The 20106-nt window shown below is 36.6% G+C and carries 18 protein-coding genes; 5 read left to right on the forward strand and 13 right to left on the reverse strand.

The features are described from left to right. The first annotated feature begins 16 nt into the window (after nucleotides 1-16). Nucleotides 17-955, forward strand: coding sequence for an ADP-glyceromanno-heptose 6-epimerase (gene rfaD / locus EK17_RS08725; protein ID WP_035589805.1), 939 nt, complete (start codon nucleotides 17-19; stop codon nucleotides 953-955). Here rfaD and EK17_RS08730 read toward each other — a convergent pair whose 3' ends face one another. From EK17_RS08730 to EK17_RS08790, 13 genes are all read right to left on the reverse strand, one after another. Then, the gene (locus EK17_RS08730) at nucleotides 956-1747 is read right to left on the reverse strand and encodes an enoyl-CoA hydratase/isomerase family protein (RefSeq protein ID WP_035589808.1); all 792 of its coding nucleotides are present in this window, start codon (nucleotides 1745-1747) and stop codon (nucleotides 956-958) included. Continuing rightward, on the reverse strand, nucleotides 1740-2132 hold the full coding sequence (locus EK17_RS08735; protein ID WP_051904555.1) for an acyl-CoA thioesterase: 393 nt from the start codon (nucleotides 2130-2132) through the stop codon (nucleotides 1740-1742). The genes EK17_RS08730 and EK17_RS08735 overlap by 8 nt, the downstream gene beginning before the upstream one ends. Continuing rightward, nucleotides 2107-2532: a MerR family transcriptional regulator gene (locus EK17_RS08740; RefSeq protein ID WP_035589814.1), complete on the reverse strand. Its 426-nt coding sequence runs from the start codon at nucleotides 2530-2532 to the stop codon at nucleotides 2107-2109. The genes EK17_RS08735 and EK17_RS08740 overlap by 26 nt, the downstream gene beginning before the upstream one ends. A gap of 67 nt (nucleotides 2533-2599) precedes the next feature. Beyond that, on the reverse strand, nucleotides 2600-3598 hold the full coding sequence (locus tag EK17_RS09190) for a lysophospholipid acyltransferase family protein (protein ID WP_051904556.1): 999 nt from the start codon (nucleotides 3596-3598) through the stop codon (nucleotides 2600-2602). A gap of 3 nt (nucleotides 3599-3601) precedes the next feature. Then, the gene (locus tag EK17_RS08750; RefSeq protein ID WP_035589816.1) at nucleotides 3602-4963 is read right to left on the reverse strand and encodes an aldehyde dehydrogenase family protein; all 1362 of its coding nucleotides are present in this window, start codon (nucleotides 4961-4963) and stop codon (nucleotides 3602-3604) included. Between the two features lie 4 nt (nucleotides 4964-4967). Continuing rightward, entirely contained in the window at nucleotides 4968-6116 is a 1149-nt protein-coding gene (locus tag EK17_RS08755) for an iron-containing alcohol dehydrogenase (RefSeq protein WP_051904557.1), read from the reverse strand. Between the two features lie 2 nt (nucleotides 6117-6118). Beyond that, nucleotides 6119-6619: a hypothetical protein gene (locus EK17_RS08760; RefSeq protein ID WP_035589820.1), complete on the reverse strand. Its 501-nt coding sequence runs from the start codon at nucleotides 6617-6619 to the stop codon at nucleotides 6119-6121. Beyond that, nucleotides 6616-8634, reverse strand: a complete 2019-nt coding sequence (locus EK17_RS08765) for an FAD-dependent oxidoreductase (RefSeq protein ID WP_035589824.1) — start codon at nucleotides 8632-8634, stop codon at nucleotides 6616-6618. Before EK17_RS08765 ends, EK17_RS08760 begins: the two co-directional genes overlap by 4 nt. 19 nt (nucleotides 8635-8653) lie before the next feature. Next, nucleotides 8654-9604 (reverse strand): MBL fold metallo-hydrolase, encoded by a 951-nt coding sequence (locus tag EK17_RS08770; protein WP_051904558.1) that lies wholly within the window; start codon nucleotides 9602-9604, stop codon nucleotides 8654-8656. After that, entirely contained in the window at nucleotides 9585-11375 is a 1791-nt protein-coding gene (locus tag EK17_RS08775) for an acyl-CoA dehydrogenase family protein (RefSeq protein ID WP_035589828.1), read from the reverse strand. The genes EK17_RS08770 and EK17_RS08775 overlap by 20 nt, the downstream gene beginning before the upstream one ends. Nucleotides 11376-11392: 17 nt before the next feature. Next, nucleotides 11393-12604: a thiolase family protein gene (locus EK17_RS08780; protein ID WP_035589830.1), complete on the reverse strand. Its 1212-nt coding sequence runs from the start codon at nucleotides 12602-12604 to the stop codon at nucleotides 11393-11395. 14 nt (nucleotides 12605-12618) lie between these two features. Continuing rightward, nucleotides 12619-15015: a 3-hydroxyacyl-CoA dehydrogenase/enoyl-CoA hydratase family protein gene (locus tag EK17_RS08785; protein ID WP_035589833.1), complete on the reverse strand. Its 2397-nt coding sequence runs from the start codon at nucleotides 15013-15015 to the stop codon at nucleotides 12619-12621. 67 nt (nucleotides 15016-15082) lie between these two features. Continuing rightward, nucleotides 15083-16942 (reverse strand): AMP-dependent synthetase/ligase, encoded by a 1860-nt coding sequence (locus EK17_RS08790; RefSeq protein ID WP_198018184.1) that lies wholly within the window; start codon nucleotides 16940-16942, stop codon nucleotides 15083-15085. A gap of 296 nt (nucleotides 16943-17238) precedes the next feature. Between EK17_RS08790 and EK17_RS08795 the strand changes: the two genes are divergently transcribed. From EK17_RS08795 to EK17_RS08810, 4 genes are all read left to right on the forward strand, one after another. Then, a complete protein-coding gene (locus EK17_RS08795) occupies nucleotides 17239-17823 on the forward strand; it encodes a chalcone isomerase family protein (RefSeq protein ID WP_035589835.1) in 585 nt (194 codons plus the stop codon). A 74-nt stretch (nucleotides 17824-17897) separates the two neighbouring features. Further along, a complete protein-coding gene (locus tag EK17_RS08800; RefSeq protein ID WP_035589837.1) occupies nucleotides 17898-18671 on the forward strand; it encodes an electron transfer flavoprotein subunit beta/FixA family protein in 774 nt (257 codons plus the stop codon). 11 nt (nucleotides 18672-18682) lie between these two features. Further along, complete coding sequence (locus tag EK17_RS08805; protein ID WP_035589839.1) at nucleotides 18683-19600, forward strand: electron transfer flavoprotein subunit alpha/FixB family protein; 918 nt, start codon at nucleotides 18683-18685, stop codon at nucleotides 19598-19600. Nucleotides 19601-19611: 11 nt separating this feature from the next. Beyond that, nucleotides 19612-20106, forward strand: a 495-nt coding sequence (locus EK17_RS08810; RefSeq protein WP_035589841.1) for a thiolase family protein, incomplete at its 3' end; no start/stop codon positions are given.

Consider the following 20106-nt stretch of genomic DNA (forward strand, 5'->3'; position numbering starts at 1 on the left):
TTTTTGGAGGTTTGAGATGATTGTTGTAACGGGCGGTGCTGGTTTTATAGGAAGTAATATTGTCAGGGCATTAAATAAAAGGGGTGTTGGTGATATAATTATTGTTGATAACCTTGAAAATTCAAAAAAGCATCTAAATCTTAATGCTTTGAGGTTTTTGGATTTTGTTGATAAACGTGATTTTATCGAAAATTTAGATAAATTTGACTCCTTTGATGTTATATTTCATCAGGGCGCATGTTCAAATACGCTTGAGCAAAACGGCAGATATATGATGCAGAACAATTACGAGTACTCAAAAAAACTCTTTGAGTTTGCCTCCAAAAATAACATCAGATTTATCTATGCCTCCAGTGCCTCAGTTTATGGAAACGGAGAAAATGGTTTTAAGGAAGAAGAAAAATGTGAGTATCCGCTTAATATTTATGCTTTTTCAAAGTTTTTGTTTGATAGGTATGTTAATAGGTTTTTGGGCGAATTGGATATCCAGGTTGTTGGTTTGAGATATTTTAATGTTTATGGCCCCAATGAGGCTCATAAAGGCAGAATGGCCTCAGTGGTTTACCATTTCCACAACGAAATCTTAGAGGAGGAAACGATAAAACTGTTTGAGGGGAGCGAAAATTTTAAAAGGGATTTTGTTTATATTGATGATGTTGCAGATGTAAATATGTTTTTCTTTGAAAACCCACACAAAAGCGGTATTTTTAATGTTGGTAGCTCGAAAGCAGAAAGCTTTCTAAAAATCGCTGAGATTATGCAGGGTCTTTATAAGAATGTAAGAATAGAGTTTATTAAATTTCCCGATGAATTGAAGGGTAAGTATCAAACATTTACGCAGGCTGACTTATCAAAACTAAGAGAGGCAGGCTATATGAAAAAATTTACACCGCTTGAGGTAGGTGTTAGGCAATATGTTGAGATTCTCAAAACCTCAGGCGGTATTTTAAGATAATTATTTTTTTCCTATATTTTTTAGAAAGTTTTCCATAAGCAGTTGTGGGTCAAATAGATCAGCATTTGATTTGGCTGTAAACAGTAAAGATTCAGCTACTGTGTGTTCTCTTAGATGATGAAGGGCTATCTTTGTACCAAATACAGCTTTTTTTCTTTTAGAAGAAATATTTTTGGCAATCTTTTTTGCCAGAAGCAATAGCTCTTTTTTAGTTTCAGTAATTTTTTCAACTAAACCCATGCGGTAAGCTTCGTTAGATGATATTTTATCGGATGTAAAAGCTAAATATTTTGTATGCCCCTCCCCAATAATCCTGGGTAGCCTTTGGAGTGCACCAAGATCATCTATAACACCAACCTGGGTTTCCATTATTGAAAATACAGCATCCCTGCTTGCAACTCTAATATCACAGGTTGCGGCAAGATCCAATCCGCCTCCAACACAAAAACCGTTAATTGCAGCTATATAGACCTTTTTTGAATTTTCTATAACTGAGAAGCTATCCTGCATAAAGACAACATATTCATAAACGGCGTTGTAAAGGTCTTCAGTGGATTTAAAATTTTCCGGTCTAAATCTGCCAAGAAAATCCTTAAAATCCAATCCCGCACAGAAAGCCCTGCCTTCGCCATAAATGACAACAACACTAACATCATTATCCTTATCAAACTCCTTAACGCCTTTTGCAATACCATCAAAAATATCTTTATTTAGTGCGTTTAATTTGTCTGGCCTGTTGAGCGCCAAAAATCCTATTCCATCCTCTTTGTAGATCTTAACAGCATCACTCATTACCCAACTCCTGTAATTTTTCTTTTAACCAATCGGGTATTTCTATTGTTTTGCTTGTTTTGGCATCAAAGCATACCAGTGTTGTTTTACCCACAGCATATAGTTTATCTGCGTTGAAGATATTATAAACTAAAGTAAAACTTTTTTTGCCTATCTCACCCAGACTTACACTTATATACACAAAATCTTCTGTTGTTATCGGTTGTTTATAAGTGCATTCTGAGTGAGCAACAACAATCAAAAGCGTTTTTAGGAGTTCTTTATTAAATTCGTTTTTTAAAAGTTCCCATCGAGCCTGAAGCATATATTGATAATATATGGATTCATTCACGTGACCGTAAACATCAAGGTCTTTAAATCTAACCTGCACTTTTATTGGCTTCATCATTATCCTCCTCATTCATAGCATCTACTATTCTTTTTCTGTATTCCACTATATCACTTCTTAAAGAAGCCAGTTTGGCCATTTTTTTATCTATTTTGTCAATGTGAGCATCCAGTAATTCGACAAGCCTTGGTAAAATGCTTTTTTCTTTTTTATGTTCATTGTAAATATCGGCAAGCTCTTTCATCTCTTTAAGTGTTAGACCAAGCTCTTTGAGCTTTAATATAAATTTTAGCCTTCGGATATCTTCTTTTGAATACAACCTTATGCTGTTGTTGATTCTTAAGGGTTCATCCATCAATTTTAGTTCTTCATAGTAACGTATTGTTCTTGGGGTTATATTGAGCATTTTTGCCACTTCGCCTATGTGATAATACTCCTTTTTTTCTTCCTTTTTCATAACAACCTTCCCTTTACGTTAAACTTGGATATATTATACACAATCTATAAAATTAAGCAATAAAAAACTATACGAAGTTTTCTAAGTCTGTTTGGTTTTTTTTTGTAAAATCACCGATATATTCTTTATCAACCAATCTTGCTATTTTGCTCATAACTAACTGCATCGCTTCTTCAAAAATCTTTTTATATTCTTCTGGGTAGCTAACAAAAGGTTCAAACTCTTCATTTAGTTTGTAAACTTCATGCAGTTTAATAGGTTTACCTATGCGGTAAGTTATAGTGCTGTTTTTAATGGGAACAGGAGCATTACCAGGATGGGCTTTATCAGATCCACTGCAGCCTATTGGAACCACTGGAACCTTCAGGGCTAACGCAATTTGTGCAAGGCCCGGTTTTGGATAAGTTAAGGTTTTTGAACGTGTGCCTTCAGGAAAAATCGTTATGTTTAAGTTTTTCTCGTAAATTGCCTGGTAGTTGAGTTTATAAACGCTTTTCATAACCCTTCTGAATAGATTGTTTATGTAATCCCTGTAGCTTTCATTCTCGGGATTAAAATTGTCATGTTTTGTTGAGATTATTTTGTTTATTTTATCTATATTTTTTTTAATGAGTTCATCTAATGACAATGCTCCATCTATATAACGCTTCAGGAGTAAAAATTCCTCCTTTTTTAGAGGATATCTTTCTTTAAAGAACTCCTTTAAGTCTTTTGCTAAAAGATAACCCTTTGAAGGTATAGGAATATTGTTTGTTAAACTCATAAAGCGGGCAAGCCACTTATTTTCGTAGTATTTCCCCTTAACCCATGTGGTTATATAGGGATATTTGATGTTGTATTTTTTATGAATTCTCCACAATTTAAACTGAAATGGCCAGTAGTTGTATCTATCTGTATGGTTCATTGCAAAAATCACCGGTTGGTCTGGTATATTTTCTATACCCTCAATTACAATATTTAGTTTGCTAAAAAAATATATAGGTCTCAAAAATAGATGACCAACCACTATCTGGCCATACGGTGTTTGAGATAACTTTAGAGTCTCAATAATTTTTTCTATTTCCATCCCTTATTTATAAAATATTTTTTTGACGCTGTAAAATTTTACTGAACCGTATGGTGGATATCTTAGAGGAATATCTATAGCTGTTGATCTATCCACAACGGCTCTTTTTTGAGAAAATTCCTCAAACGAAAACCATCCGTGGTAACTGCCCATACCACTTGAGCCTATGCCACCAAAAGGCAGAAGGCTGCTTGAGAGATGAATCAATGTGTCATTTATTGTTACTCCACCGGATTGGATTTCTCTCAGAATTTTTTCCTTCATTGATGCCTTTTCAGTAAAAATATACATGGCAAGTGGCTTTGGTTTTGCTTTTACAAAATCTTTTATCTCTTCATAGCTGTCAAATTTCAAAACCGGTAAAATAGGACCAAATATCTCATCCTCCATTATTTTATCCTCTTTTTGCGCTTCAACAATAGTTGGATAAATCGTCAATGTTTCTGTATCTGTTCTGCCACCAAAAATCACATTGCTTTCATTTATAAGCTGCGTTAATCTTTTAAAATGTCTAAAATTGATAATTTTTGAGTAATTCTTTGTGAAATTTTTCATCGATGTGTATCTTTTTGTCTCTTCAATAAGTAATTTCATAAATTTTTTGTAAATTTTCTTTTCAACGCATACATAGTCAACAGCCACACAGGTTTGGCCTGCATTAAAAAACTTTCCCCAGACTATTCTCTTTGTTGCTGTTTTTAGTTTGGCATCGTTAAGTATAATAGCGGGTGATTTACCGCCTAATTCAAGCGTAACAGGTGTTAGGTGTTCTGATGCTTTTTTCATTACAATCTTTCCAACTGCAGTGTTTCCTGTAAAAAATATTTTGTCAAATTTTTCATTCAAAAGACTTTCTGCAATCTCTTTTGGTCCAACAACCGCCGACACATATTCGGATGGGCAACAATTATCTATAATTTCTTTGATAAGACTTTCACTATTTGGGGCTATCTCAGATGGTTTTACAACTGCGGTGTTGCCTGCTGCAATTGCACCGATCAATGGCAAAAATGTTAAATGAAATGGATAGTTCCATGGGCTTAAAATCAAACAAACGCCGTAGGGCTGTCTGTATATGAAGCTTTCGGCTGGTATATTGACAAGCTCTGTTTTTACCTTTTGAGGCTTTACCCAATCTTTTAAATGTTTAAGAACAAAATCTATTTCCCTTATGATAAATCCAACCTCTCCAACATAGGCTTCGAATCTTGGCTTTCTTAAATCGTTATACAACGCATCGTAAATATCTTTTTCATATTTTTTTATACATCTTTTCAGTTTTTTTAAGCACGATAGTCGCGTATTAAGATCGTATGTTTTTGTTGTATTAAAAAAATCTCTCTGTTTTTCTATTATCCATCTCATTTTCCTACCTCTTTAAGGAGTTTTTAATAATTTCTACTGCTACATCTCTGGTAAACTCTATTTTACTAAAAATACTTGAACCATCTATAACTGCCAATTCTGCTATTTTATCTATTAGATTCTCATCCTTCAGATAATCTTTTAGCCTAAACGATACGCCACTTAACTGAGACACTTTCTCTAAAAAACTATCAATCATATCTATAAAACCCTGATTTGTATAACCTTTTTGTGTATAAACAGAAAGTTGTTCTAACTCACTTTTTATAGAATTTTCCATATATCTTAACGACTCAACAAGATAAACACCCACGGCAATACCATGGGGAATATGTAAAACAGAACCTGTAGCATGCGCAAGGCTATGATTGATTCCAACCATGGCATTTGAAAATGCAATACCAGCCAGTGTTGAGGCTAAGGCCATATTAAATCTATGGGTTTTATCCTGTTTTTGTATCGAATCTATTAGGTTGTCAAGTATCAATGAAATCGATGTAGTTGCAAATACCCTGCTTATCGGGTTTGTTGCAATCGAAATATATGCCTCTATTGCATGACTTAAAGCATCTATACCGCTTGAAGCTGTGAGTTTTTTGGGCATTGTCATTGTCATGACTGGATCAATAATAGCAGCATCGGGTAGAATTTTTTCATCTGCAAGTGCAACCTTTCTATTTTGCTTTTCATCAAAAATAACCGCCACAGTGGTAACTTCTGAACCTGTGCCAGCTGTTGTGGGTATAACAATAAAAGGTAGTGTATCATGCTCCAGATTATTGGCACCGGCCAGATCGTCAAGTTCGTTTTTATTCGATGAAATAAGCATATTCAATGCTTTTGCAGAATCTATGACAGAACCACCGCCGACTGCAATAATTCCATCACAATTTTTACTTTGAAACAATTCTTTAGCTTTTTTAATCGATGTCGTTGACGTTTCAGGCGGTATGTCATCAAAAACAGTTAAATTTGTTATGCCACCTTCTTTTAAAGCTTTAAACACGAATTTCAATAAATTACTCTTTTTTACACCATCATCGCTTACGATAATAGGATTGATAACATTAAGTGCTTTTAGTTGCACAGGAAGAGAAAAAATCGCGTTATCTCCGGCTATTATTTTTACTGGACTAAAGAATTCAAACAGCATTTTTACCACCTTCTTGATTTTTTTAAGCCTACACTGTAGTTTTTTAGCATTAATTTAATCTCTTCAGTTGTTTTACTTTCAGGGTTTTTCTCCAGGTATCTTGTGATAAATGATGGGAAAATGATGTGGTTTAGCCGCTTAATTGCCCTCAAAATAATCAGGGCATAAGATATATCACCTTTAAGCTTTACCATATTTTTAGCAAATGCATCATCTAAAGAAATGCCACCTGTAAACAACAAAGACGCCCAGCATAATGTTTTTATTGTTATTGTTAAATCGTTGTATGGATTTTTTGTGTTTAAAATTCCATTGAACTTTACAAAATCAATGCATCCATAATTTTCAATGCATATGGAAAACTTAAAACCATTGGGAAGAGAGGCGAGTATACCGTTCATCTTTGTATCTTCAAAAGACAGATAAGAAAAGCTTCGCCTGAAGATAAATATCAGGGGTTTCAATAACAAAATTTTATCCGTGTAATAGCAATCTATTCTCATAATTGCAGTACCACCTCAAATGCATCTCTTATAGCATTTTCTATTTTTCCCGGTTTTTTGGCATCTCCAATAACAAAAACTTTAGATGGGAATTCCTTTTTAAGTTCCTCTGCTATTGAATTTTCCTGCTTATAACCTGTGGCGATTATAACAGCATCCGCCTCAATAAATAACTCCCTGCTGTCAGCTGTTTTTACTACAACACCGTTTTCTTTTATTGATTTAGCTGTTGTGTTAACCATAAATTCTACGCCGGCCCTTTTTAGTCTTAAAAGTTCAGCCCAGCGTGTAGATTTGCCAATATCCTTTCCTATATCATCCAGCATCTCTATTACAGTTATCTTTTTGATTGGTTGGGTAGCAAGATTTATTACTTTTTGACACTCCTCAGCATTCCATTCCAGTAAAAATTTTGCCTGTTCGCCATCCAATGTTGAATTGTCAATTATGTAGTTTGCTACATCCACACCAACAGCACCACCGCCGATTATCACAACTTTTTCACCTATAACAGCTTCTCCTCTTAATACATCTTCAGCATTTTTAACATTTACTGAATTAATACCATCGATATCAGGGATAAAGGGTTTCGAGCCAGTTGCCACAATAAAATAATCAAAACCCGATTTTTTTAGTTCTTCAATGGTGGGTTTACTATTTAGCTTAATAGATACATTTAAATTATCCAGAAGGGTTTTATAATATTCTATAATCTTTTTAAAATCCTTTTTTGCATGTGGAGCTGCAACAATATCCATCTTGCCGCCGATCTTACTGCCTTTTTCGTATATGGTAACCCTGTGATTTTTTTGAGCAAGATATACAGCAGCTGTTAAGCCAGCTATACCCCCGCCTATTACGGCAATATTTAGCTGTTTATCTGAAATCTTTAAACTATCTTCAGATAATTTTTCTTCTTTTCCTGCAAATGGATTAACGACGCATTGGGATGGTTTTCCCTGAAGAATTCTATCAAAACACATCTGATTACACGACAGACATGGTCTTATAAACCCTGTTTTGCCTTCCCTTGCCTTTAGGGGCAGGTATGGATCTGCAATTAATGGTCTTGCAAAGTTAACCATATCTCCCCATCCATACCTGAGTAGTTGTTCTGCTATTTGAGGGGTTGATATCCTGTTTGATATAATCGTTGGCTTACCTGTGGCTTTTTTTATACCGTATGCAAGATATTTAAAGGTTGCATGCGGTTGATGAGAGGTTATCTGAGGCACCCTTGTTTCATGCCAGCCTCCAGTTACATTGAATAAATCTATACCTGCCTTTGAAAACGCCTTTGCAACCTCCTTAATGGTATCAGAGTCATTTGAGTTTTCCATGAAATCACTACCACCAAGACGAATGGAGAGAATTTTATCTATACCAATAACGTTTCTTACTTTTTCTATAACTTCAAGACCAAATCTCATCCTATTTTGAAGGTTTCCACCATACATATCATCCCTTTTGTTTGTCAAAGGTGATAAAAATTGTGATATGAGATAACCTGCTGATGCTAAAATTTCAACACCATCGAAACCAGCCTCAATGGCTCTTTTGGCAGCATTGGCAAAGTCATCCTCTATTGCCTGGATTTCTTCTATTGTCAACTGTTTGGGCTGGGCTTTTGTTAATCTTGAAGGTATAGGTGAGGGAGCTACCGGTTGTTGGGAAATAAGAAACGGATGTGCATATCTGCCTGCATGGTAAAGTTGGGCAATTAGCACTGTGGGACCCTGTTGTTTCAGTGTTTCTACAAAGTTCTTTAAACCCGGTATATATTTATCATCATCCAGACCCACAAGCATCGGACCGCCGGCTGTTGCATTTATAGAACATCCCCCAATTACAATTAATCCAACACCACCTTTAACTCTTTCTCTATAAAATGCTGTAAATTGCTCTGTTATGTAACCATTTGGAGTATAATTTAAATGCATGGGTGGCATTGCAATCCTGTTTGGTATTACTGTACTATTTACAGTAATAGGTGAAAATAATAGCTTAAAATCCATCTTATCCTCCCTCTTTTTACTATATTAATGCTTGTAAATATAAATTTTTTACGTTATCAAAAATACCTAAATGTATCAGTTGCTTTTTAAGTAGCTCTGGGTTTTCTAAAAAATCTTTAAAAAAGGCAATTTCACCGGCTTTAATAAACTTTTTGAAAGGATTATTGTCTTTAACAATTTTCATTACGGTTTCATAGACAGTACAATTGTTCAAGCATTGTTTAATGGATATTATTCTGCTAAACATCTTTGAAACATAGAATAAAACTATCTCTTCAACTGAACTAACTTCTCTATGGCCAGGGAGTATTTTGTATTTTTTTATTTTTTTTAGTTTATTCAGAGTATCACAGTAGGATTCGTAACTTCTGAATCTTGCGCCACTTTCCATCTTAACATCGATAAGTGGGGTTTGAAAAATACCTTTTAGTAATATATCACCAGTTATTGCGTATTTGTTTGTTAAATAAACAATATCATCAGATGAATGTCCACCGCAATGTATATAATCTATGCCCAATGTTCTTATTTCTGTTGCAATGTCTTCCAATGGAGAAGGATTTTTAGGGAAGTTGACAAGAAAGCTTTTGACTATACTTTCAACCTCTGTTAGATCTTTTGAAGGAAAACCTAATGATCTAAAAATTTCTTTTGTTAATTTTATTCTTTTTTCTCCCTGAGTGTGTTTTAATATATCATTTTTTGATATTACAATTTTGGTTTTTGAGTGTTCCTCTATAAATGCTGCAGCGCCATAATGATCCGCATGACAGTGAGTTATAAGCAGATATTTTAGATCTTTTAAATTTATGTGTGACTTTAAAAAGTTAAAACAGGAGGGTGTGGGAGGACCTGTGTCAAATAGAACAAGCCCCCCCACACTGTGGAGGGTATAGATGTGGACAGCACCTACAGGATAGGGTGTATTAAGGGTGAAAACTTGCGGTTCATTAGAACGGGTATTTGCCATTATTCTCAATCATATAATTTGCCACATCACGTTTTGCAGTTAATAATCCAGCGGCTTCGTATTTTGTAAATCTTCTGATTCCACTCAGTATAGCCGTTAGATTATCTCCTTCTTCCACAAAGAATGCACCCTTATTGGCAGCCTTTTTTATGTTTTCGTTCTGCTCAAATGTGAATGTCTTAACAAGACCCTCAATGAGCTTTTTCTTTGCATCACTCAATGAATCATAGATTTTATCAGCCCTTAAAACAGCACTTTCTATTGCAAAGATACCCATAGCTATATCTGCAAGAGCAAAGAGTATTTCCTGTTCGTATTTAATTTTATCCATATACTTCTGGGTTGCAGCGCCTGCCAAGATCAAGAACATGGTTTTAAGATTCTTGATGAGCATCTTTTCCCTTGCAAATCTAATCGATTCATCAACCTCTTCAAAGCTTGGTGTCATGAGGGCATCTAAGGCTTCTTTTGCCTTTGCTACAAGTGGTAATTCACCTTTCATGGCTTTTTTAAGCAACATACCAGGTATTAGGTATCTGTTTATTTCATTTGTTCCCTCAAAAATTCTGTTTATCCTTGAGTCTCTGTAGTATCTTTCGGCCGGATAGTCTGTAACAAATCCATATCCACCATAGATCTGAACAACCTCATCAACAACCTTATCCAATGCCTCAGAACAAAAGACCTTTGTAATTGAACACTCTGTTGCGTAATCTTCTAATGCCTTGTGGTAGTATTTGTAATATTCAGGATTGCTTTTGTCTACCTCAATTTCGGCAACCCTCTGATCGTACAATCCTGCAAGTCTGTATGCTAAAGATTCAGCACCATAGATCAAGGAAGTCATATCTGCAATCTTTTCCTTGATTGCTCCAAAGCTGGATATAGGCATTTTAAACTGTTTTCTTTCATTTGCGTATGCTACAGCATCCTCTAAAGCTGCTTTTGCAGCACCCACAGCTGCAGCACCTAAAATAAACCTTCCCTCATCAAGCACCTGGAATGCAATCTTATGACCTTCACCGATCTTACCCAATACATTCTCTACAGGCACTTTAACATTATCGAACATGATTTGGGCTGTAGAGGAGCCCCTGATGCCCAATTTGTCTTCTTCTCTACCTATGCTTACACCATCAAAACTTCTCTCAACCAGTAGCGCAATATATTCACCTTCAGGTGTTTTTGCAAAAACGGTGTAAAGATCTGCTATACTCCCGTTTGTAATAAACTGTTTTGTTCCGTTAAGAATGTAGTATTTGCCATCTTCGGAGAGTTTTGCTGTAGCTCTTAAACCCAATGCGTCTGTTCCAGCATCTGGCTCGGTTAAGCAATAAGCAGCAATCCATTCACCTGTTACTAATTTTTCTAAATATTTATCCTTTTGCTCTTTTGTGCCGTAATAGATTAAAGGCAAAGAACCTATACCTGTGTGTGCTGCATAAGCAACGGAGAATGAGCCAGCAGGTGCAACTTTTTCTACTACACATGCTCCTGTTGTTAGACCAAGATCCATTCCGCCGTATTCCTCCGGTGCGTATATAGCAAACAGACCTAATTCTCCAGCCTTTTTCATTTTTTCAACAAGCAGGGTAAAGTCGTGGTTGGAGTTGTCCATATCGGGGACAAAAGGCAAGACCTCATTTTTTATGAATTGCTCCGTTGTTTCCATCATCTGTTTTTGTTCTGGGGATAAATTCTCGGGTGTAAATACATCATCTTTTGAAATTTCTTTAATTAGATATTCACCACCCTTTAAAACTTCAGACATTGTTCTAAACCTCCTTTTTATACTAATTCAAATAATCCGGCAGCACCCATTCCACCGCCGATACACATTGTTTCCAGTCCATATTTAACATTTCTTCTTCTCATTTCATTAATGAGGGTTGCAGCAAGTTTAGCACCCGTTGCTCCAAGTGGATGACCTAAAGCTATTGCTCCACCGTTTACATTTATTGTATCCATTATATCATTCCAGCCAAGGGCTCTAATGCAGGCAAGTGATTGAGCCGCGAATGCCTCATTGAGTTCTATTAGGCCAATATCGTCCATTGTTATACCTTCAAGTTTTTTGACTATATTTAGCAATTTAGGAACAGCTGCTATTGGTCCTTCTCCCATCATGTGTGGCTCTACGCCTGCCACGGCGTAGGCAACAAACCGAGCCATTGGATCCTTCTGAATCTTTTTTAGATAATCTTCACTTACCACAAGAACGGCAGCAGCAGCATCTGTCATCTGAGAGGAGTTTCCAGCTGTTACAGTGCCATCCTTTTTGAATGCTGGTTTGAGTTTTGAAAGTGTTTCAATGGTTGTTTCGGGTCTTGGACCATCATCAATATCAACGATTTTTTTGACTTTTTTGACTTTATTACCTTCAAGAATCGTTTGTTCTACCTCAACAGGTATAATTTCGTCCTTAAATTTGCCTTCGTTAATGGCTTTTACAGCTTTCATATGGGAGTTATAAGCAAATTCGTCCTGGTCTTCTCTTGAAATATTGTGTTTCTGTGCAACAAATTCTGCTGTTAAACCCATTGGTGTGTAGGTCTCTGGCCAGGTAGCTATGAGTTCAGGGTTTGCAGAGTATTTAATGCCGCCCATTGGAACCATGGTCATGGACTCGGTTCCACCTGCTATAACACAATCAACAAAGCCAGCCATTATTTTTTCTGCTGCGATTGCTATGGTTTGAAGACCTGAGGAGCAAAATCTGTTTACCGTCATGGCAGGAACCTGATACGGCAATCCTGCCTTATGAGAGGCAATTCTTGCTACATTCATTCCCTGTTCAGCCTCTGGAAATGCACACCCCAATATTACATCGTCAATTGTCATTGGGTCTATACCGGTTTTTTCAATTAATCCCTTTATCGCAATAGCTGCTAAATCATCGGGTCTTAAGTCCTTAAATTGACCCTTGCCAAATCTACCCTTCCTTGATGTTCTACATCCCGGTGTTCTGTAGGCTGCTAAAATGTATGCGTTTCTACTCATCTTTAAACCTCCTATTAGTTTCTTAATGGTTTGCCTGTTTTAAGCATATGTTGAATTCTTTCGATAGTTTTCTTTTCTCCACACAACGACAGGAAAGCCTCTCTTTCTAAATCAAGCAGATATTCTTCTGTAATCATCGTTGCAGGTGCAACATCACCACCGCACATTACATAGGCAATTTTTTCGCCCACTTTCATATCGTATTCGCTGATGTAGTTTCCTTTATACATTGTCCAAAGCATATTTTTAATTGTAGCAAAAGCATCTCTTCCTGGTGCCGGCAGGTTGGTAGCTGGCTTTTTAGGTCTATAATTCCTTGCAAGGGCTAAAGCAACCTGTTTTGCATCGTATATGAGGTTGTCGATATCCATTGTAACTGAATCACTGTCATCCATGTATCCAAGCTCAAAAGCCTCTCTTGCAGATGTAGAAACCTTTGCCATGGCTATATTTTCGAAGTATTTGGCAAGGAATGGTATAAAATCAGGAGCCTTGAATCTTTTTACTAATTCCATTACTCTCAGAGCCATCTCTTTTGTACCACCACCAGCAGGTATTAATCCAACGCCTACCTCTACAAGACCCATGTATGTTTCAGCATGTGCAACAATGGCATCACAGTGCAAGCATGTTTCACATCCGCCACCCAAAGTCATCTGGAAGGGCGCCGCAACAACAGGCACTCTTGCATATTTGAATCCCATTGTCATATTCTGGAACTGCTTTACAGCCATATTAATTTCATCAAACGCACCTTCGGCAATAGATGTGGCTATCAGGAAAAGGTTTGCTCCAACAGAGAATGTTCTTCCCTGATTAGAAATAACTAAAGCAACTCCTTCCTCTTCTGCTCTTTTAATAGCTTTTTTAGCCATAGAGACAATCTCTGCACCGATAGCGTTCATCTTTGTATGGAATTCAAGGTTAAATACACCATCGCCCAAATCTATAATAGATGCACCACTGTTTTGCTCAACAAGATTGCCTGTTTTTTTGAGAATATCTAAGTTAATGTATGTTTCTTTTCTTGGAACTTCTTTGTATTCTCCGCTTAGAATATCAAAGTAGAGTTCCTTTGCACCATCAAGTTTATAGAATACTTCTATATTCTCTAATTTTTCAGGCAGAGCTACTCCATCCTCTTTTGCTTTCTTTACAAACTGATTTACACCAATAGCATCGAATAACTCAAACGGTCCCATCTGCCAGTTATATCCCCACTTCATTGCGTTATCTACATTGACAACATCGTCTGCAATTTCGGGAATTCTTTTAAAGGAATAAATCAGAATATCTCTAAGCAGTCTCCATGCGAACTGAGCAGCTTTATCTTTACCATTAATGAGGATATTTATCTTTTCTTTAAGCGATTTTCCCTGCGAGGCTGCTTGAGTGGATGGAAATGAAGGTTTTGTAGCAGGTTTATATTCGCCTGTTTTTATATCATAGTAATATACAACTTTTTTGCCCTCTACTTTTTCCTTCTTATAAAAACCCTGTTTTGTTTTGTTACCTAAGAGACCCTTTTTTACCATATCTTCAAGAAAGGCGGGTACTTTATATATTTCTCTTTCATCATCTATTGAAGGATCCAGAAGTTGGTAGGTGTTGTTTGCCACATGAACCATTGTGTCTATTCCTACAAGATCTGCGAGTCTAAAAATGGCTGTTTTTGGAAGACCGATTAAAGGCCCTGCAATAGAATCGACTTCCTCAACTGTCAAATCCAGATCTTGCATATGCTTCAAAGCTGCAAACATTGCATAGACGCCTATTCTGTTACCTATAAAGTTTGGAGTATCCTTTGCATAAACTATGCCCTTGCCAAGCCTAAACGATATAAAATCAGCCATAAATTTAACTATTTCAGGATCTGTGTATTTGGATGGCACAATCTCCATAAGTCTCATGTATCTCGGTGGATTAAAGAAATGCGTTATCAAGAAGCGCTTTTTTAAATCATCCGGCACAACCTCTGCCATCTCATTAATGGAAAGACCACTTGTATTGGATGAAAGAATTGCTGTATCGGAAATATTAGGGATAATTTTATCTTTGAGAAGAGATTTCTTAATATCCATATTTTCTACAACAACCTCTATAACCCAGTCACAGTCTCTGATCTTTGCCATATCATCTTCGAAGTTACCTATCTCTATGTTGTTTATGTAATCTTTATGATATAGCGCAGCAGGTTTCATCTTCTTGAGGTTTTCTAAGGCTTTAATAACAATTCTGTTTCTTACCTGCTTATCCTCTAAAGTTAATCCCCTGGCTTTTTCCTCTTCTGTTAAATCCTTAGGCACAATGTCTAAAAGCAGCACATCCAAACCAGCATTGGCAAGGTGTGCCGCTATTGTGGAGCCCATAACACCTGCTCCTAAGACGGCTACTTTTCTAATAACCCTCATTTATCCAACCTCCTTCAAAAATTGTTTTCTTCAGGCCACCTGCAGGTAGCCTATTTAAAGTGATAGCTTATCCGTTTTGTTGAGAGCCAATTGAACATTTGTAACATGATCCATCTTCGGCATATAGACACTCAATAATATCCCAGTACTTTTTGTATATAACCCTTCTTTTTAATTTTAGTGTAGATGTAAGCTCGCCACCCTCGATTGAAAAATCATCCTGAAGAATTGCAAATTTCTTGATTGTTTCTACTCGTGCTAAATTTTTATTTACCTTCTCAACTTCGTTTTTTATCAACTGAAGAATTTTTTCGTTTTTTGCCAGGTCTTTGATATCAAAATACTTCAGGTGATGCTCTTTTGCATAATCGATAATCCTCTCCATGTTTAATGTTAAAAGCGCCACAATGTATGGACGTCTGTCACCATACAGACAAGCATTTGAGATGTACTCAGACATCTTAAGCATGTTCTCTATAGGCTGGGGTGCAATGTTTTTGCCGCCAGCGGTGATTATTAATTCTTTCTTTCTATCGGTTATGTAAATAAAACCTTCACTATCAATCTTTCCAATATCACCTGTCTTGAACCATCCATCATCTGAAAATGCCTCTTCTGTAGCCTCAGGCATTTTGTAATAACCTTTGGCTATTTGTGGACCTCTAAATAGTAACTCCCCATCCTCTGCTACCTTTACCTCGGTTTCATCTATTAATGTACCTACAGACCCAAACTTTAATTGTGTGGGGGTATTTACACATAAAACGGGGGAAGTTTCCGTTAAACCATATCCTTCAAATACTCTCAACCCTAAAGCCCAGAAGAAAATATTCAGGTCTTTGTCAAGAGGAGCTCCTCCAGAGACAAATCCTTTGAGTCTTTCTAACCCCATAACTTTTCTTAGTTTTTCAAATACAAGTTTATCTGCAAGGTTATACTTAAATGTAGATGGATTTTTACGCTCTATATATTTATCTTTTATGTATTGAATGCCTGTATTTATTGCCCATTGAATAAGTTTCTTTTTGGAAGGTGGCATTTCATGTATAACATTATTGATTCTTGCATGTATTTTCTCAAGAAGTCTTGGAACGGTTACTATCACTGTCGGTTTAACTTCTTTCATATTATCAGCCAGTGTATCTATACTTTCAGCAAACGCTATTACACCTCCTGTATATATTGGTAGATAGCAGCTATCGGTTTTTCCAAGTACATGGCTGAATGGTAGGAAAGTCAGGAATATTTCATCTTCCCCTAAAAAATCTTTTGCTTTAATAACAGTGTTATGAACATTAGAAATTATATTTTTATGGGTTAGTAATACCCCTTTTGGGTTACCCGTTGTGCCAGATGTATATAGTATCGTATAAATATCATCTGGTTCAATTGTATCCATAAAATCTTCTATCTCTTTCTGATCTTTTTCTGAGAGTTCTTCTGAAATCTCAGAAACCTGGAATAAAGTATAAACAGGCAAAGAACTATTACCTAAGAATCTATCATGAGCAATAACAAACTCTATAGAAGGTATTTTATCTCTGACCTGAAGGAGTTTCATGTATTGAGCCTTGTTGGAGACAAAGATAGCTTTTGCTTCAGAGTGGTTTATTATATAAGCAATCTGTTCAGGAGAATCTGTGTGATATATGGGTATTTCAATTGCACCAATATTCAAAATACCAAAATCAGCCAATACCCACATAGGTCTTGTTTCAGATAGAATTGCAACCTTGTCTTTGGGCTTTATGCCCATCTTTTTCAGACCTCTTGATACCTGAAGGGTTCGGTAATAAACCTGCCTGTAGGAGAGAGATATATATTTGCCCTCCTTTTTGTACATAATGGCCGTTTTGTCAGCATATTTCCTGGCACTTTCCCTCAGCATTTCAGGGATTGACTTAAATGGATATCTGTAGTCGCTCACCTCTAACCTCCCTTTCGCTTAATTTATAATCTACATTTACGTAAAAGTCAATAAAAAATTTACAACAGACATTCATCATCTTTTCGCCTTTTCTATTAATGCTTAAACATATTCTCCTCATAAAGGCGAAAATTTAACTAATTTTTCCGTTTCTCACTAATTTAAACTTTATTTATAAAATAGATTAAGTCAAGAAAAAAATTACCATATCGGCAATATAATTACCAATAGGTTAAATATTGTTTTTTTTATCAAAGTTTGTATAATAAAAAAAACCGTTTAGGAGGTGTAGTTTTATGAAACGATTGCTTTTAGTTTTGGCGGTATTTTTTCTGTTTTGCGTAAATGTTTATGCAGTCAGTTTTGAGGGTCTCAATTTAAAGAATAGTTTAGTGGTAGATAACCAGACCCTTGTTCTTGATGGGTACGGCATCAGGCCATATTATGCTTTAATTTTTAAAGTCAAGGTTTATATCGGTGCCTTGTATTCTACATTTAATCCCCCTGTAAATCCAGAGAAGCTTGTAGAATCCAGACAACCAAAGGTTATACTGATGCACTTTTTAAGGGATGTCTCAGCCAAACAGATTAGAGATGGTTTTATAAAAGACTTCAAACATAATATGCCGTCATTTATTAATAATAAGGATGAGAAGGCCTTTCTTGGCTTAATTAATAAAGATGTTAAAGAAAATGATGATATTTATTTAATTTTTCTGAAAAATGGAGATCTTGTAGTTTCTTACGGAAAACTTGACCCAAACTGCAAAAATAGAATTAACTCTTTTGAAGCTCAAAAAGCTGTTTTGCTTGCCTTTGTAGGTAAAAAACCATATAGCAAAAAATTTAAAAAAGAACTTCTTGGTATAGAAAAACCGTAAATGTTGTGTGAAATACTTGACATTTACGTAAAGAAAAACTAATATTAGAAAAAATGAATTTGAAGGAGGTTGTTATGAAAATCCTTGTATGTGTCAAACAGGTGCCGGATATGGAATCAAAGTTTAAGATCGATGCATCATCCAAGTGGTATGATCAGGCGGATCTTGTTTACAAGATCAACGAGTATGATGAGTATGCAGCTGAAGAAGCTGTTCGCTTAAAAGAAAAGGTTGCAGGCTCTGAACTTGTTGTTCTTTCGATTGGTCCGGAGCGCGTAAAGGATGTTATCAGAAAGGTTCTTGCAATGGGTGCAGACAGGGGTGTTCATATTCTGGATAATGAAGAGCACCTAAAAGATCCCTATCAAAAAGCATCCATTATAGCCAATTATGCGAAAAACGAAAATTTTGACATCGTTTTTACGGGTTTGCAATCTGAAGATAGAGGTTCTGCTCAGGTAGCACCACTTCTTGCAGGTTTATTGGGCTACAATTTTGTCAGCACAGTGGTGGGTTTTGAGTATAACGATGATAAGATTACAGTAGAAAGAGAACTCGAGGGTGGCCTGAAGGCTAAAGTTTCCTTGCCTTTGTCAGCTGTTGTAAGCTGTCAGCTGGGCTTGAATACCCCTCGTTATCCAACATTGCCCAACATTATGAAGGCAAAAAGAAAAAAATTAGATACAGTCAATGTAGCCGATCTTCTTGATGGTGATGCTCTTGTTGAAACACAGAAAATATTTATACCTGAAAAGAAGGCTGGTGGTATAGTGCTTGAGGGAGAAGTTGATAAAATAGCCGATGAACTCATCCAGATCCTTAAAGAAAAAACACAGGTTGTAAAATAAGGAGGTAAACAATGAAGGCTTTACTTGTTGGAGAATATAAACAGGGTAAAGTTGAAGAATCCAGTTACGAGCTGGTGGGTTTTGCCAAACAGTTAGGCCTGGACGCTGTGATGTTTTTTGTTGCAGACGATGGTGCAGAGATAAAATTTGATGGTAAAGTGTATGTGGCAGATGCCGGCAAATATACAGAATACAACCCAGACCTTCACAAGGCATTGATTGAAGAAGTGATAAATAAAGAAAATCCAGACCTTATCGTTTTCAGTCATTCATCTTACGGCTGGGATATAGCATTCAGGGTTGCAGCTGATTTAAAAGTAGCCGCAATTTCAGAGGTTGTTGATTTTAATAAAGATGAAAAAACCTTTATCGTTCCATGCTGTAATTCAAAATTCAGGAGAGAGGTTAAACCCAAAACTGATAAAGTAGTGGTGACTCTACAGGGCGGAGCATTCCAGCCTGTGATGGAAGGTAGTCCTCAAATTGAAAAAATAGATCTTCCCGAAGCAAAATCCAATGTTGAATTTTTAGGTTTTGTTGAAAAAGAGAAAGTAGGCGTTGATCTGACATCAGCCGAAATCATAGTTAGTGCAGGCAGAGGTGTTGGCAAGAAAGAGAATGTTGAGATTGTTAAAGCCCTTGCTGATGCATTGGGTGGTGAACTTGGAGCAAGTAGACCTGTTGTTGATGCTGGATGGGTGGATCCATCGAGGCAGGTTGGAACAACAGGCCAGATTGTTGCACCCAAACTGTATATAGCATGCGGTATTTCTGGAGCAATTCAACATCTTGCAGGAATGAAAAAATCCAACTTTATCGTTGCAATCAATAAAGACAAGGATGCTCCTATTTCTGAGGTTGCCGATGTATTTGTTGCTGCAGACTTATTAGAGTTTGTACCTGTGTTAACCGAAAAACTAAAGAAATAAGGAGCCCCCCAATGGTCTATTTAGTAGAAGCCCTAAGAACCCCCTTTGGTAGCTTTGGTGGTGGCCTATCCACCATCAAAGCCCCTATTTTGGCAAGTGAGGTGATCAAAGCACTCCTAAAAAAGACATCCCTTTTGCCTGAAGATGTGGATGAGGTAATTATAGGTAATGTTGTCTCAGCAGGTGTTGGTCAGGCACCAGCAAGGCAGGCATCCATCTATGCAGGTTTGCCTGTAACCATTCCTGCAATGACAATAAACAAGGTCTGTGGTTCTGGACTAAAAGCCATCATGCTTGCTGCAGGCTCTGTAATGCTTGGTGACTCTCAGATAGTTATAGCAGGTGGAATGGAAAACATGTCTATGGTTCCCTACTATCTACCAAAGGCTCGCTTTGGATACAGGATGGGAACAGGCGAGGTTATAGATGGTATGGTCTTTGATGGTCTGTGGGATCCCTATGACAACATCCATATGGGTCTTATAGCAGAGCAAATAGCAGAAGAG

It is taken from the genome of Hippea jasoniae (genome assembly GCF_000744435.1).
Classification (GTDB): domain Bacteria; phylum Campylobacterota_A; class Desulfurellia; order Desulfurellales; family Hippeaceae; genus Hippea; species Hippea jasoniae.